Here is a 15,628-nt window from a genome sequence, read left to right as displayed (position 1 = left end):
ACCCCCGGATTTCATCCGGGCTACGGCCTTCGATGAGCTGCGGCAGCGTCGGTGCCGCTCAGCGGCTGCGCTCGGTACGACCACCGGAACGGGCCAGATAGCCGGCGCCGTTTTCACACAGCAACGCATCGCGCTGCACCGCTGGCAAGGCCTCCAGCCCCCCACGCAGGGCGTAAACGCTGTAGCCCAGTTGCGAGAGCAGAAACACCGCACTGCTGCTGCGCTTGCCGCTGTCGCAGTAACACAGATAGGTACGCGAGCGATCCAGCAGGCGCGCCTTGAGGCGTAATAGCTGCAACGGCATATGCAGCGCCTGCAGCGCATGCGCCTGCTCGTATTCTTCCTGCAGCCGTACATCCAGCCATTGCGCGCCCTGAGTCAACAGTCTGGCCGCCTCACCCAGGGAAACTTCCGCCACCACCGGCGCCTTGAGCAGGGCGAAGAAATCCTGACGATCCAGGCGCAGCACGCTGCCAGCCTCGACCATGGTTACCGTGGCATTGCGCGGCCGGTCGGCCAGCAGCGCTTCTTCACCGAAGCAGGCGCCGACTTCCAGCTCGGCCAGCACCTGACGGTCGCTGCCGGCACTGCGAATCACCTCGGCGCGGCCACTTTCCAGGAAATAACAACAATCGCCAGTGGCACCCTCTTCGATAATCTGGCTGCCGGCTGCCAGCTCGACCTTGTGCAGCCGGCCCAGCATGCTCTGCACGTTGGCCGGCGGCACCTTGGCGAACAGCGGATTCTCCAGCAGGCGCTCCAGCCACTCGATATCGGCGCCGCCCTGTTGCAGCGCCAGCAACAGATCCTGATGCGCCAGGCGCCAGGTCAGCAGGCGATCGAGCGTGGCACTGTCGATCATCAGCACGCTGACATCACTCAGGGCACGGGCATCATGCAAACGCGGCAAACCCGGCGACAACGGGTGACAACTGATCTCGCTGCCGGCCTGCACCCTCTGCGTACGCCCGCTGGCATCCTGCAATTGCAGCTCGCCGGCCAGCAGGTAGCAGGTCAGTCGCGCCTGGTCGCCCTGGCGAAACAGCAACTGCCCGGCCAACAGCGGTTGTGGCACCAACTGGCTGCGCAACTCGCGCCACTGCTGCGCGGAAAGCGCATTGAGCGGCGTCAGGCTGCGCAGTTGTTCCGGGGTTAGGGGTTCGCTCATGAGGGTTCCAGGCTCCGCTGGTCAAACCTGAGTGTAGTCGGCATCTGCGCCCATCAGCGCCCGCCGCCCTTGCAAGCCGCCAGTATGAATGAAGATCAGCCGGCTGCCGCGTGCCAGTTGCGCACTTTCGCAGAAATCACACAGCGCCATCAGTGCCTTGCCGGTATACACAGGCTCCAGTGGTACAGCGCAGGCCTGCTCGGTGTCGCGAATGAACTGGTGTAGAGATGCGTCGAGACGCGCAAAACCGCCACGCGCCGCTTCGATCAACTGGTAACGCCGCCCTGCCACCCCGGCCTCATCGAGCAGCGCGGCGACCTGAGTAGCGACACCGTGGCTGCCCGGCACGGCCATGGCGCCAAACAGCATGCGCCGTTGCTCGGCCAGGGCCACGCCGGCCAACGTCGTGCCCGTACCGGCCGCCAGCCACCAGGCATCGAAATCCGGCCAGCCGATATCGGCCAATTGCGCTTCAGCCATCGCCACCAGAGCACTGCAGCCCTGAGCGCCCATAAGCCCCAGACCACCCTCGCCGACCACCTGGAAATTCGGGTAACGCGCCAGCCAGGGCATCCAGAAATCCGCCTGATGACGCGCACGATAACCGCCATAACCCAACCAGTGCAGGTGCATGCCCATGCGCTGCAGATCATCGATAGTCGGAGTCTGCTGTGGCTCACCGCGCAACAGCCCAACGCAGGCGAAGCCGAAACGCTGCCCCGCCGCCGCCAGGGCATGAAGGTGATTGGAATGCGCACCACCCAGACTGATCACGCCCGGTGCGCCAGCAGCCATGGCCTGCTGAAGATGGGGTTCGAGCTTGAACCATTTGTTGCCGGACAGCAGCGGATCGACAAGATCGAGCCGCAGGCAGGCGAGCTCGACACCCGCGGCCTCGAGCCAGGGCAGACTCACGCGCTGCAGCGGCGCCGTCGGGCGCCAGTGGGGAATACGTAACGCCAACGTCAGCTGACAGTACGCAGGCGGCTACTGGCCTTGTGCCGCGAGCAGCAGTTGGACTCACCCAGACTGAAGCGACTGGGCGTATCGACGCGATCGATGGGAATGGCGCAGCGCTCGCCACTGGGCAGGGTCGCGTCACAGCTGGGCTGCTGATAGTGCGCCAGCCAATGGCGGTACTGCTCTTCGGATACGAAGCATTTGCTAGCGGCGTAGGCCATGGGATTGTCCTGATAACGGGCGATATCCTGCAAGGCAATGGTCAGGTGCCCGGCACCGGGATGGTACACCACGAATACGACGCCCAACTTGGCCAGGCGTTCGAGTATCTGCTCGCTGCCCTGGCTGGCAAAGGCGTCGCGCTCTCGCTTGAGGCGCTCAATGTCGGCCTGCAACTGGGCATCGAGTTCATTGCGATAGGCCAGCTCGACGTCACGCACGGCGATCTGCTCCTTGTACTGCGCCACGGCTGCCGCGACTTTCGCCCGCATTTCGTGATCGAACTGCTCGCGCAGGATATCGCCCTCGGTACGGCCATGACGCTCGAGGGCGCGCAACTGCTGCGTCATCTCCTCACGGCTGCTCTGGAAGCTTTCCGCCTGCGCCGCCAGTTGCGCCTTGAGGCTGGCGTTGAGTTCTTCCTGTTGACGCAGCGCCTGATGCAGCCCATGAATCTGCGCCTGCAGATGCTTGTTCTGCTCTTCGCTGGCCAGCTTGAGCTTGGCCAGTTCCTCTTCGTGCTGCTGGGTCAGGCTGGTGATGCGCAGACGCTGCTGCTGAATCAGTTGCGCGGTCTTGGCGCGGTGTTCCTGATCCATTTTCTGCGCCAACTGATCGGCCACTTCCTTGGCCGGATCCGGTGCATACCATTTGTCTTCGGAGGCCACCTGCAAGCGCTCGGCGACCACCACCTGGGCGCTGTCGTCCTCGATCAGCAAGCCGAGCTGATTGCGCTTGACCGCATCACGCAGCAAGACCAGATCGTTTTGTCCCGGTGCCAAGCTGGGATCCCACAGGTGCATCTGGTGCCATGACACCGGGCACTGACTGCGACAGGCCAGACGAATCGGCCCGGCGCCGAGATCCGGGCCACGCCCGGCACGCTCGGCCAGGTGCTGCAGAGGGATGTTCCAGCCCTTGTCCGGGCGGCCATCCTCATCGAAATCCAGAAAGAAGAACACCGCCGCCCTGACCAGCAGACGCGGGTTGATCACCACGAACACCGCGCGCATCTGCTCGTCGGCGAATTCGGGCATGTTCACCACACCGTCGAGCAAGGCTTCGAACTCAGGGAACATCATCTGTTTGCAGATACCGCGTTCACTGAAGAACAGCACGGCTTCCACCATCTGCGGCTTGTTCTGCATGCTCATTGAAGACCCTCTGGACCAACCGGGGAATATACGCGCACGGCGTCGGCAACCAGAGCGGCGGCCGCTCCGGCACACAATCTTCCCTGACAGGTCAGCCAAGTCTAGGGGAAAACCGCCCCCCGGCAATGTGACTGGGTTGGCACTGGGCCTGTGCACCGACGCGGAAAGACAGGCGCTGGCGCGAAAATGTGACGAGAGCGGAAACTAACGAAGCGTTGATCGGCCAACAATCGCCGCAAACGTTTTGTCTGCCGGCGGGACAGTGGTGCCGCACCTCGCCAGCGCGGTCTGGCCGTCAAACACCCTGTGCAGCCGGCAAATCAGCCCCTGGCAGCGGCGAGCAAGGGGGCCAGGCGCTGCGCCATTTCGGCACCCAGCGCCTGCAGGCCACTCATTGGCCGCACCATGACCTCGAACTCGAGGATGCGCCCCGACTCGTCAAAGCGAATCAGGTCGATGCCCTTCAACTCGCGTCCAGCGACCTTCGCGGAAAACTCCAGTACCACACTGAGGCCGTCGGCACTGACCAACTCGCGGTGATAGGTGAAATCCTCGAAGACCTTGATCACGGTATTGAGAATCAGATTGACCGCCTGCGCCCCCGGATATGGGCTGTGCGCCATGGGCGAGCGAAACACCGCCTGCGGGTGCAGCAGCTCGGGCAGAGCGCTCAGATCCCTGGCGGCAACGAACTGGTGCCAGCGCGCGAGGCTGGCTGCAACGAGCGGATGCAACTGGGCATCGAGCGACATCGGTTTCTCCTTTTTCAGGCCTGAAAGCAAACGCCCCGCTCAAGGCGGGGCGTCGGTTCGATCAGAGCCCGGCGGCCAGGCGCGAACCCTGATCGATTGCGCGCTTGGCGTCGAGTTCGGCAGCAACATCCGCACCACCGACCAGGTGTACGCGCTGGCCGGCACTCTCCAGGCCTTGCTGCAACTCGCGCAGCGGATCCTGACCGGCGCAGACGATCACCGTATCGACCGGCAACACCTGCTCCTCGCCGCCAGCGATGCGGATATGCAGGCCGGCATCGTCGACCTTCACGTACTCGACCGAGTTGAGCATCTGCACATTCTTGTTCTTCAGCCCGGTACGGTGAATCCAGCCGGTGGTCTTGCCCAGGCCGTCGCCGACCTTGGTTTTCTTGCGCTGCAGCAGGAATACCTGACGCGCCGCCGGATGTGGCTGCGCCTGCACGCCGGCCACACCACCACGGGCCTCCAGCGCAGTATCGATACCCCACTCCTGCCAGAACGCCTCACGGTCGAGGCTGGTGGCCTTGCCCTGGTGCGTGATGAACTCCGATACATCGAAGCCGATACCGCCAGCGCCGATCACCGCCACTTTCTGCCCAACCGGCTTGCGCTCGAGAATCGCATCCAGATAGCTGATCACCTTGGCATGCTCGATACCGGGAATCTCCGGCGTACGCGGAGCGATGCCGGTGGCCAGGATGATCTCGTCGAAACCGCCCTTGACCAGATCGTCCACCGATACACGGGTATTGAGGCGCACATCGACGCCAGTCGTTTCCAGCTTGCGCTTGAAGTAGCGCAGGGTCTCGTAGAACTCTTCCTTGCCCGGCACCCGCTTGGCCACGTTGAACTGGCCGCCGATCTCGCTGGCTGCATCGAACAGGGTCACGCTGTGGCCACGCTCGGCGGAGACGGTGGAAGCGGCCAACCCGGCAGGGCCGGCACCGACCACGGCGATCTTCTTCACCTGAGTAGTAGGGATGTAGTTCAGCTCGGTTTCATGGCAGGCACGCGGGTTGACCAGGCAACTGGTCAGCTTGCCGCCAAAGGTGTGATCCAGGCAGGCCTGGTTGCAGCCGATGCAGGTGTTGATCTCGTCCGCACGGCCCTGGGCCGCCTTGTTGACGAACTCCGGGTCGGCGAGGAACGGGCGCGCCATCGACACCATGTCGGCATCGCCCTCGGCCAGCACCTGCTCGGCCACTTCCGGGGTGTTGATGCGGTTGGTGGTGATCAGCGGAATCGACACCTCGCCCTTGAGCTTGGCGGTGACCTTGGTGAAGGCCGCGCGCGGCACCTTGGTGGCGATGGTGGGGATGCGCGCCTCATGCCAGCCGATGCCGGTGTTGATGATCGTCGCACCAGCCTTTTCGATGGCCTTGGCCAGCAGCACGATCTCGTCCCAGCTGCTGCCGCCTTCGACCAGATCGAGCATCGACAGGCGATAGATGATGATGAAGTTCGGCCCCACTGCCTCACGCACGCGACGGACGATCTCCACCGGCAGGCGCATGCGGTTCTCAAAGCTGCCGCCCCAGCGGTCGGTACGATGGTTGGTGTGGGTCACCAGGAACTGGTTGATGAAGTAACCTTCCGAACCCATCACCTCGACGCCGTCGTAGCCGGCCTGCTGCGCCAGCGCGGCGCAATTGACGAAATCGGCGATCTGCTTCTCGATGCCCTCCTCGTCCAGCTCACGCGGCTTGAACGGGTTGATCGGCGCCTGGATGGCGCTCGGCGCCACGGACTTCGGGCTATAGGCATAGCGGCCAGCATGCAGGATCTGCATGCAGATCTTGCCGCCGGCCTCATGTACGGCACGGGTGACGATCTTGTGCTTCTCGGCCTCTTCCACCGTACTCAGCTTGGCCGCACCGGAATAGACGCCACCCTCTTCGTTCGGGCCAATACCGCCAGTCACCATCAGGCCAACACCGCCTCGGGCGCGCTCGGCAAAATAGGCGGCCATGCGCTCGAAGCCGCCCGACCTCTCTTCCAGGCCAGTGTGCATGGAGCCCATCAGGGTACGGTTCTTCAGCGTGGTGAAGCCCAGATCGAGCGGGGCCAGCAGGTGTGGGTAACGAGCAGTCATGAAAATCTCCACATCACGGTGCAGTTCACGGATTGCCGCGCTCTCATGGGCACGCGGTCGGTTATGGAGCCAGACGATAAAGAGCCTGCCAGCCAGGCTCAATGATCAAAACTGACAAGATAATGATCAAAAATTGCAACCTCGCTTGGCAGCACGACTCCATCGTCCTACCCTGCAACGCAATCAAGCCGAAAATCTGACATGCGCCTACTGATCACCCTCGTGCTATCGCTCGTCCTGCTGACCGCCCTCGGCAGCTACGCCCACTGGATCGAGCAACGCCCCGGCAGCCATTACCTGTCCGACCTGCGTAGCCAGGTGGCGCTGAATATTGGTCAGCCCGGCACGCGCGGCAACCTGCTGGGCATCCAGCCGGAGCTGTTCGCCGCCGACTACCAGAGCCTGGCGCGCCTGCGCCTGAAACTGGCGGCCTATCTGGATCACGCCCGCGAACAAGGCCTGCTCAGCGAACGCACCGTCGTCGTGCTGCCCGAACATATCGGCACCTGGCTGCTGGCTGTTGATGAGAAGGATGCGCTGTACCGCGCCGACGAGCGCCACCAGGCGCTGCGTTGGCTGGCGGCGCGCAACCCGGTGGATTTTCTCGGCGCCTGGCTCAACGCTGACGGCGACGCACGCCTGGACGATGCTCTGCTGCGCACCAAGGCCAAGCGCATGGCGCATGACTATCAGCCACTGTTCGGCGACCTGGCCCGCGATTACCGGATCACCCTGGTGGCCGGCTCCATCGTCCTGCCCGAGCCTCGCCTGCATCAGGGTCGCCTCGATGTCGGCCGTGGGCCGCTGTACAACGTCAGCCTGGTATTCGACCGCACCGGCCAACCACTGGGACAACCGCAGCGCCATGCCTTCGAGGCCGGCACACTGACCACCGCAGCAGCCGACACCCTGCAGGTGCTGGAGACTCCGGCCGGTCGACTTGGCGTGCTCCTCGGCAGCGACACCCGCCACCTTGCCCGGGCTCAGACGCCGCACGATGAAGCCATCGAGCTGCTGGCCATACCCAGCGACCTCGACGGCCATACGGACGACACGCCGCTCATCGCACACCTGCAGGCCCACGGCATTCGCGCCGGGCTGAAAGTCCATCTGCGCGGCAGATTGTGGGAGCGCAGCGGCCAGCCCACCGCGCTCGCCTTCGACGCTGGCCGCAGCACTCACAGCGCCAGCGACCGGGGCGCACAACTGGTCAATATCTGGCTATGAAGAGCTCTCGCGTTCGCCTTGGCGACCTCTCCGTCGGTTTCACCCAACCACTGGCCGCCGCACTGCGCGCCAAGGGGCACGATCCACAGCCCCTGCTGCAACAATTCGGCCTCGACACCGCCCGCCTGAGCGAGCCACGCGCGCGCCTGTCGATCCCTCGTTTCATGCGCCTGGGCCACAGCGCCATCGCCCTCTGCGCTGATCCTGCACTCGGGCTGGAGATGGGCAGGCACAGCCACCCAAGCCAGGTTGGCCTGGCCGGCATCTGCGCCGCGCAGGCACCGAACCTGCGCGAGGCAGCGCGCACCCTGACGCGCTTCGAGCCACTGTATGCCGCCAACTATCGCGGCCGCTCGAGCTTCGATGAAGACCCGCGCGGCGCCTGGCTGCAGTTCTATTCCATCAGCCCCTACAACGCCTACAACCGCTTCGTGGTGGATTCGGTGCTGGCCGGCTGGCAGGCCAACCTGGCCCAGGTGGTCGGCCATGACATCAGCCCGGAAAGAGTCGAGATCGAATTTCCCGAACCGGAGTACGCCGAGCGCTATGCAGCGCTGTTCGGCTGCCCGCTGGAGTTTTCCGCCAACGCCAACCGCTTGCGCCTGAGCAACGACAGCCTGGCCCTGCGCAACCCGCAGCACTGCCCCGGCACCTGGCGCCATCTCGTGGAGTTGTGCGAGCGCGAGCTGGAGCAGCTGACCCGCACGCGCAGCCTGCGTGAACGGGTGATCCAGCTACTCGGGCCGCTGCTGCACGGCCACGAACCGGATCTGGAGGAAGTAGCCAGGCGCCTGCACCTGCCGAGCTGGACACTGCGGCGCAAACTGGCCGAAGAAGGCACGCAGTTCCGCGCCATTCTCAACGATACCCGCCGTGACCTGGCCACGGCCTATATCCGCGATACCGAGCTGGCCTTCGGTGAGATCGCCTACCTGCTCGGCTTCGCCTCGGCCGAGGCTTTTCAGCGCGCTTTCAAGCGCTGGCTCGGACAGACGCCCGGCGACTATCGACGCGCACAACGCCGGGCCGACAGCGCATCTCAGAGCTCGGTGGCGTCGTCGGCCTCGGTTACGTCCTGATCGAAGGCATCGCGCTCGAGCAATTCTTCCTGGTAATCGTCCATCTGCTGCTCTCCCGTCATTTCAACTGATCGATAGCAAGCTACGCTGGCAACATGAAGACAAGATGACTGAAAGTCGCAGGAATCGGGTAGGAGGCGGGGTCACCCCCGCCGTCCTCCCACACCACCGTACGTACGGTTCCGTATACGGCGGTTCCTGCCTACTGACCAACAGCGTCAGCGAGCTTGGTTCCGTTGATGTGTCGCCCGTGGTAACTAAGCGCCCAGACCGGCCCTCGGAGTTTCCGACTCCTACCTCCTGATGGTCTCGACCGCCGCTGTTCACGACGCTTCTGCTTTACGCTCCAACAGAGAGCACACCTGACTATCCACTCATGACAGGTTCAGCCCTTCATTGCTCCGGTTGCGAGCAACTACTACGGCCTCTGCTGACTTCTGTTCGCCCATCCCGTCACCTCGCGGCTCCGGTAGCACATGGCAGGTCAAACAGATCTCCCAGGGTAATTCGCGCGACTTTCCTGCTTATGCCTGTCGGATCTACGTCACAGCGTTCCGTGCAAGTATTGGGCTTTGGCAATTTTGGCTACCTTACCCCGCTGCACCGCCTAATCCGCTTCCTGTTCGTCAGGCCAGCATTTTGCCTCGGGCTTCCTTCAGATTCGCAGTCACCCACGACACCCTTGCCTCTGGCTAACACTTCCCCTTGCCGGGTGTGTAGAGGACTTTCACCTCCTAGTCGTCCAGCTCACCACCACAGTGAACCGAACAGCGCCAGTCACGGCGCTACGCGCCATGCCTGGCGCACCAATAAAAAACCCGCTGATCTTGCGATCAGCGGGTTTCCTATATGGCGCAGCGGACGGGACTCGAACCCGCGACCCCCGGCGTGACAGGCCGGTATTCTAACCGACTGAACTACCGCTGCGTGTCGGTTGGACTTTCGTCCAGAGAACTCTTTAAAACGTCTTGCATCGGATGGCGCCCTTGCGGGCTTTGCCATCTCAAACCGACTAATCGTCGATCTGGGAAATAATGGCGCAGCGGACGGGACTCGAACCCGCGACCCCCGGCGTGACAGGCCGGTATTCTAACCGACTGAACTACCGCTGCGCGTCGGTGGACTTTCGTCCTTCTCACTAGGGCTATGGTGGGTGATGACGGGATCGAACCGCCGACCCTCTGCTTGTAAGGCAGATGCTCTCCCGGCTGAGCTAATCACCCATGTGCCTTAGCGAGGCGCGCACTTTATGCAGGTGGCGATGCTAAGTCAACACCCTGCTTGAATTTTTTCTGAAAAGGCGGGGTCACCGCCTGATGCCTGGCAGTTACACGTCGCCGCTGCGAATGCGTAGGAGCGGCGCCCCGCCGCGAACCGGGGCGCTGCGCCATTGACAAGCTTCGCCCCGGGGCGGGAGTCCTACGAAAGGCCGGTTTGGCAACCTAGGGTCATCGCCCAGCTCATTCCATCTCGCCGCACAGCTCGGCCGCTCTCAATAGCGCCGCCGTCAGGCTGTGGCGCTCCCAGTCGGCCAGCGCAGCGAAACGCTGGTTGAATTCCGGAGGCATCAACGAAGGTGCCTGCTGGATCAGCTCACGGCCGGCAGCGCTGATCAACAGCCACTGGCGCCGGCGATCCTGATCATCGCGCTGGCGCTGCAACAGGCCACGCTCTTCCAGGCGATCGAGCATGCCGGACAGCGTCGCCGCCGTCAGGCTGACGCGGCTGCTGAGCACGCTGGCGGTCAGGCGCGCTTCACTGGCCAGCACCTGCAGGATCATCAACTGCATGGGGGTCAGCCCACCGAAGCGGGCCAGGCGCTTGGCGTGCACCTCCCCCGCCTGCTGCAAGCGCCGCAGCGCCTGAAACAGGGGCATCTCGAAGGCCATGACAGATGACAAATCTATTTCAACAGGAACTTTTTTATCGCTCATAAGCACCAATCAATGACAACCAAAACTTTGACATGAAAGCATTATTTTGTTTTGGTGTAAAAGGCTCGACCACGAGCCACTCCCCAACGGCAACACCGGTAAGGAACTATGTGCGGAATAGCTGGAGAACTTCGTTTTGATCGACGCCCCGCGGACCTGGCGGCAGTCGAACGCATCACCCACCACCTCGCCCCTCGCGGCCCCGATGCCCACGGCTTCCACAGCCAGGGCCCCATCGCCCTCGGCCATCGCCGCCTGAAGATCATGGATCTGGCCGAAGCCTCGGGCCAGCCGATGATCGACAGTGATCTCGGCCTGTCGATGGTGTTCAACGGCGCCATCTACAACTACCCCGAATTGCGCGCCGAGCTGGAAACGCTGGGTTATCGCTTCTTCTCCGGCGGCGACACCGAGGTGCTGCTCAAGGGCTACCACGCCTGGGGCGAAAAGCTGCTGCCCAAGCTCAACGGCATGTTCGCCTTCGCCGTCTGGGAGCGTGACACGCAAAACCTGTTCATCGCCCGCGACCGTCTCGGCGTCAAACCCCTTTACCTGTCGCGCACTGGCGAGCGCCTGCGCTTCGCCTCGTCGCTGCCGGCCCTGCTGCAGGGCGGCGATATCGCCAAGACGCTGGATGCCGTCGCCCTCAACCACTATCTGAATTTCCATGCCGTGGTGCCGGCGCCGCGCACCCTCCTGGCGGGCGTGGAGAAGCTGCCGCCTGCCACCTGGATGCGCGTCGACGCCGACGGCAAGGTCGAACAGAAAACCTGGTGGACGCTGCAGTTCGGCCCGCAGGGCGAGGAAGTGAATTACGGCTTTGAAGAATGGCGCGACCGCACGCTGCACGCCATGCGCGAGGCGGTGGAGATTCGTCAGCGCGCTGCCGTGGATGTTGGCGTGCTGCTCTCCGGTGGCGTCGATTCGAGCATGCTGGTCGGCCTGCTGCGCGAAGCCGGGGTGGACAACCTGCTGACCTTCTCCATCGGCTTTCAGGACGCCGGTGGCGAGCGCGGTGACGAATTCCAGTATTCGGATCTGATCGCCCAGCGCTTTGCCACCCAGCACCACCAGTTGCGCATCGGCGAGCACGAGATTCTAGAGCAACTGCCGCAGGCCTTCCGCGCCATGAGCGAGCCGATGGTCAGCCACGACTGCATCGCCTTCTACCTGCTCTCGCGGGAAGTGGCCAAGCACTGCAAGGTGGTGCAGAGCGGCCAGGGCGCCGATGAACTGTTCGCCGGCTACCACTGGTACCCGCAGGTCGATGGCGCCAAGGATGCTTTCGCCGCCTACCGCGCGGCTTTCTTCGACCGCGAGCACGACGAATACGCGGCCTGCGTGCAGCCCGCCTGGCTGACCGGCGACATGGCCGGCGAGTTCGTTCGCGAGCATTTCGCCATGCCTGGCGCAGACGCCGCCGTGGACAAGGCGCTGCGCCTGGACAGCACGGTGATGCTGGTCGACGACCCGGTCAAGCGCGTGGACAACATGACCATGGCCTGGGGCCTGGAGGCGCGCACGCCGTTCCTCGACTACCGCGTGGCCGAACTGTCGGCGCGCATTCCGGCGCAGTTCAAGCTGCCTGAGGGCGGCAAGTACGTGCTCAAGGAAGCGGCGCGCAAGGTCATCCCCAGCGAGGTGATCGACCGACCCAAGGGCTACTTCCCGGTGCCAGGCCTCAAGCATCTGGAAGGCGCCACCCTGGGTTGGGTGCGCGATCTGCTGCTCGACCCCAGCCAGGATCGCGGCCTGTTCAACCCGAGCATGCTCGATCAGTTGCTGACTAACCCGCAGGGCCAGCTCACGCCGCTGCGCGGCTCCAAGCTGTGGCAGTTGGCAGCGCTCAACCTGTGGCTGAGCGAACAGGGTCTGTAACGACGCAGGAGCGGCTGCAGCGCCATGTCGCCCAGCCGCTCCTGTGAGCTGCCAAGGAACGGTCGTAGCCCGGATGCCATTCGGGATCGACACGACTCAACATTCGATCCGGCTCAGACCGGCGAAGGACAACTCATGCGCTCCCCTGCCTTCAAACAACGCCTGATCCGTGGCCAAACGCCCTCCTACGAACGCCTGCAGGCGCGCCTGGCCGAAGATCACAGCAGCCAACCCAGCCAGCCGCAGGCCATCCACTGCGGCTGGGGGCGCCTGCTGATCGGCCATACCTACCCGGACGCCTCAACGCTGGCCGAATCCCTGCTCGATGAACAACCCGGCGAGCGCGATATCGCCCTGTATGTCGCCGCGCCGCATCAGGTGCTGGCGCATGCGCCGCAGCAACTGTTCCTCGACCCCTCCGACACCCTGCGCCTGTGGTTCACCGACTACCGTCCGGCGCGCCGCAGCTTTCGCGGCTTTCGCATTCGCAGGGCGCAGAACGAGGCGGACTGGCAGGCCATCAACTGCCTGTACCAGACCCGCAACATGCTGCCCATCGATCCGGCCAGGCTCACGCCCTACCACGACGGTGGGCCGACCTACTGGCTGGCCGAGGACGAAGACAGCGGCGCGGTGATCGGCAGCGTCATGGGCCTCAACCACCAGCGCGCCTTCCGCGATCCGGAAAACGGCAGCAGCCTCTGGTGCCTGGCGGTCGACCCGCAGTGCAGCCGCCCGGGTGTCGGCGAAGTGCTGGTGCGCCATCTGATCGAACACGGCATGAGCCGAGGGTTGAGCTACCTCGACCTGTCGGTGCTGCACGACAACCAGCAGGCCAAGAAGCTCTACGCCAAGCTCGGTTTTCGCGAGCTGCAGACCTTCAGCCTCAAGCGCAAGAACGGCATCAACCAACCGCTGTTCCTCGGCCCCGGGCCACAGGCCGAACTCAACCCCTACGCCCGCATCATCGTCGACGAGGCGCTGCGCCGGGGTATCGAAGTGACGGTGGACGATGCCGAAGCCGGGCTGTTCACCCTCAGCCACGGCGGCCGGCGCATCCGCTGTCGCGAGTCGCTGTGCGACCTGACCAGCGCGGTGAGCATGACCCTGTGCCAGGACAAGCGCCTGACCCATCGCACCCTGTCGCGGGCCGGTCTCGGCGTGCCGGCACAATGCCTGGCCGGCAGCGCCGAGGACAACGCCGCCTTCCTGGCCGAACACGGTTCGGTGGTGGTCAAACCGGTGGATGGCGAACAGGGCCAGGGCGTGGCGGTGGATTTGCGCACACCGGGCGAGGTGCAGGAGGCCATCGAACGCGCCCGTGTTTTCGACCAGCGCGTGCTGCTGGAGAGCTATCACGCCGGCCATGACCTGCGCGTGCTGGTGATTGGCTATGAAGTGGTGGCTGCAGCCATCCGCCGCCCAGCCGAGATCATCGGCGACGGCCGCCACAGCATCGGTGAGCTGATCGACGCACAGAGCCGCCGTCGCCAGGCCGCCACCGGTGGTGAAAGCCGCATCCCCAAGGACGCCGAAACCCTGCGCACCCTGCACGGCGCCGGCCTCGACTACGACAGCGTACTGCCTGCCGGGCAGCGTCTGGCCGTGCGCAAGACCGCCAACCTGCACACCGGCGGCACCCTGGAGGACGTCACCGCGATCCTCCACCCGACCCTGCGCGACGCCGCGATCAAGGCCGCACGCGCGTTGGAAATCCCGTTGGTCGGCCTCGACCTGCTGGTGCCTGCCGCCGATCAAGCCGAGTACGTATTCATCGAAGCCAACGAACGCGCCGGCCTGGCCAACCACGAACCGCAGCCAACCGCCGAACGCTTCGTCGACCTGCTCTTTCCGCTAAGCCAGGCGACTATCTGATCGCTGCGGGCGACGAACCAGACAGCCCCAGGAGACTCCATGCAGACACTCCCCGAACCCGACCTCGACTATATGCAGAAAGTGCTGCTGGAGATGCTTGCCATCCCCAGCCCCACCGGTTTTACCGACACCATCGTGCGCTACGTCGCCGAGCGTCTCGAAGAGCTGGAAATCCCCTTCGAGCTGACCCGCCGTGGCACCATCCGCGCCACCCTACGCGGGCGTCAGAGCGAGTACGAACGTTTCGATCGCGCCGTATCCGTGCATCTGGACACCATTGGCGCCATCGTCCGCGAAATCAAGGACAACGGCCGCCTGGGCCTGGCGCCGGTGGGTTGCTGGTCGAGCCGCTTCGCCGAGGGCAGCCGCGTCAGCCTGTTCACCGACAACGGCGTGATTCGCGGCAGCGTGCTGCCACTGCTGGCATCGGGGCACGCCTTCAACACCGCCGTCGACAGCATGCCGGTGAGCTGGGATCACGTCGAACTGCGCCTGGACGCCTACTGCGCCACGCGCGCCGACTGCGACATGCTGGGCATTGCGGTGGGTGACTTCGTCGCCTTCGACCCGTTGCCGGAGTTCTCCGAAAGCGGCCATATCAGCGCCCGTCACCTCGATGACAAGGCCGGCGCAGCGGCGCTGCTGGCCTCGCTCAAGGCCATTCGCGATCAAGGTCTGCAACCGATGATCGACTGCCATCCGCTGTTCACCATCACCGAGGAGGTGGGTTCCGGCGCCGCCGCCGCCCTGCCCTGGGACGTCAGCGAGTTTGTCGGTATCGACATCGCCCCAGTCGCGCCGGGCCAACAGTCCAGCGAGCATGCGGTCAGCGTGGCCATGCAGGATTCCGGCGGTCCCTACGACTATCACCTGTCGCGCCAGTTGCTGCGCCTGGCAGCCGAACATGAGGTACCGGTTCGCCGCGACCTGTTCCGTTACTACCACAGCGATGCGCAATCGGCGGTCACCGCCGGCCATGACATCCGCACCGCGCTGCTGGCCTTCGGCTGCGACGCCACCCATGGCTACGAGCGTACCCATATCGACAGCCTCAAGGCCTTAAGCCGCCTGCTCACCGCCTACATGATGAGCCCGCCGGTATTCGCCAGCGATGCACAACCGGCGCAGGGTTCTCTGGAGCGCTTCAGCCATCAACTGGAGCACGATGCGCAAATGGAAAGCGACACCCGTGTACCACCAGTGGATAGCCTGCTCGGGCAACGCGAACAGGACGCTTGAAGGCCATCGGCCATAAAGGCAAAGTGACACACAGGACAGGGGGGAACA

Annotated in this window: 11 protein-coding genes and 3 tRNA genes; 5 read left to right on the top strand and 9 right to left on the bottom strand. The window is 64.2% G+C overall.

Annotation, left to right across the window (positions count from 1 at the left end):
- Nucleotides 1-58 precede the first annotated feature (58 nt).
- From J7655_RS07835 to J7655_RS07815, 5 genes are all read right to left on the bottom strand, one after another.
- Nucleotides 59-1,168 carry a cyclic nucleotide-binding domain-containing protein gene (locus J7655_RS07835; RefSeq protein ID WP_230927284.1) on the bottom strand — a complete coding sequence of 370 codons (1,110 nt, stop codon included), beginning with the start codon at nt 1,166-1,168 and terminating at the stop codon, nt 59-61.
- A 21-nt stretch (nt 1,169-1,189) separates the two neighbouring features.
- Complete coding sequence (locus tag J7655_RS07830; RefSeq protein ID WP_230927283.1) at nt 1,190-2,131, bottom strand: 1-aminocyclopropane-1-carboxylate deaminase/D-cysteine desulfhydrase; 942 nt, start codon at nt 2,129-2,131, stop codon at nt 1,190-1,192.
- Nucleotides 2,132-2,133: 2 nt separating this feature from the next.
- Nucleotides 2,134-3,501 (bottom strand): coiled-coil domain-containing protein, encoded by a 1,368-nt coding sequence (locus J7655_RS07825; protein WP_230927282.1) that lies wholly within the window; start codon nt 3,499-3,501, stop codon nt 2,134-2,136.
- A gap of 320 nt (nt 3,502-3,821) precedes the next feature.
- A complete protein-coding gene (locus tag J7655_RS07820) occupies nt 3,822-4,253 on the bottom strand; it encodes a nuclear transport factor 2 family protein (RefSeq protein ID WP_230927281.1) in 432 nt (143 codons plus the stop codon).
- A gap of 61 nt (nt 4,254-4,314) precedes the next feature.
- Nucleotides 4,315-6,348, bottom strand: coding sequence for an NADPH-dependent 2,4-dienoyl-CoA reductase (locus J7655_RS07815; RefSeq protein ID WP_230927280.1), 2,034 nt, complete (start codon nt 6,346-6,348; stop codon nt 4,315-4,317).
- 201 nt (nt 6,349-6,549) lie between these two features.
- On the opposite strand from J7655_RS07815, the gene J7655_RS07810 reads away from it, so the two are divergent.
- Nucleotides 6,550-7,575, top strand: coding sequence for a carbon-nitrogen hydrolase family protein (locus J7655_RS07810; protein WP_230927279.1), 1,026 nt, complete (start codon nt 6,550-6,552; stop codon nt 7,573-7,575).
- Entirely contained in the window at nt 7,572-8,654 is a 1,083-nt protein-coding gene (locus J7655_RS07805; protein WP_230927278.1) for an AraC family transcriptional regulator, read from the top strand. The genes J7655_RS07810 and J7655_RS07805 overlap by 4 nt, the downstream gene beginning before the upstream one ends.
- Nucleotides 8,655-9,504: 850 nt before the next feature.
- On the opposite strand, the gene J7655_RS07800 is transcribed toward J7655_RS07805, so the two are convergent.
- From J7655_RS07800 to J7655_RS07785, 4 genes are all read right to left on the bottom strand, one after another.
- Nucleotides 9,505-9,581 (bottom strand) — tRNA-Asp (locus J7655_RS07800).
- A gap of 108 nt (nt 9,582-9,689) precedes the next feature.
- A tRNA-Asp gene (locus tag J7655_RS07795) sits at nt 9,690-9,766 on the bottom strand.
- Nucleotides 9,767-9,801: 35 nt separating this feature from the next.
- Nucleotides 9,802-9,877, bottom strand: a tRNA-Val gene (locus tag J7655_RS07790).
- 237 nt (nt 9,878-10,114) lie between these two features.
- Nucleotides 10,115-10,588 carry a MarR family winged helix-turn-helix transcriptional regulator gene (locus J7655_RS07785; RefSeq protein ID WP_075748626.1) on the bottom strand — a complete coding sequence of 158 codons (474 nt, stop codon included), beginning with the start codon at nt 10,586-10,588 and terminating at the stop codon, nt 10,115-10,117.
- A 108-nt stretch (nt 10,589-10,696) separates the two neighbouring features.
- On the opposite strand from J7655_RS07785, the gene J7655_RS07780 reads away from it, so the two are divergent.
- The 3 genes from J7655_RS07780 (at nt 10,697) to J7655_RS07770 (ending at nt 15,580) form a co-directional block, all read left to right on the top strand.
- Nucleotides 10,697-12,466, top strand: a complete 1,770-nt coding sequence (locus tag J7655_RS07780) for an N-acetylglutaminylglutamine amidotransferase (protein WP_230927277.1) — start codon at nt 10,697-10,699, stop codon at nt 12,464-12,466.
- Between the two features lie 135 nt (nt 12,467-12,601).
- A complete protein-coding gene (gene ngg, locus J7655_RS07775) occupies nt 12,602-14,341 on the top strand; it encodes an N-acetylglutaminylglutamine synthetase (RefSeq protein ID WP_230927276.1) in 1,740 nt (579 codons plus the stop codon).
- Between the two features lie 39 nt (nt 14,342-14,380).
- Nucleotides 14,381-15,580 (top strand): osmoprotectant NAGGN system M42 family peptidase, encoded by a 1,200-nt coding sequence (locus tag J7655_RS07770; protein WP_230927275.1) that lies wholly within the window; start codon nt 14,381-14,383, stop codon nt 15,578-15,580.
- The last annotated feature ends 48 nt before the right edge of the window (nt 15,581-15,628 follow it).

It is taken from the genome of Pseudomonas wenzhouensis, assembly GCF_021029445.1.
Classification (GTDB): domain Bacteria; phylum Pseudomonadota; class Gammaproteobacteria; order Pseudomonadales; family Pseudomonadaceae; genus Aquipseudomonas; species Aquipseudomonas wenzhouensis.
The sequence above is the reverse complement of the archived record's forward strand: the minus strand, read 5'-3'. Positions and strand labels throughout refer to the sequence as shown.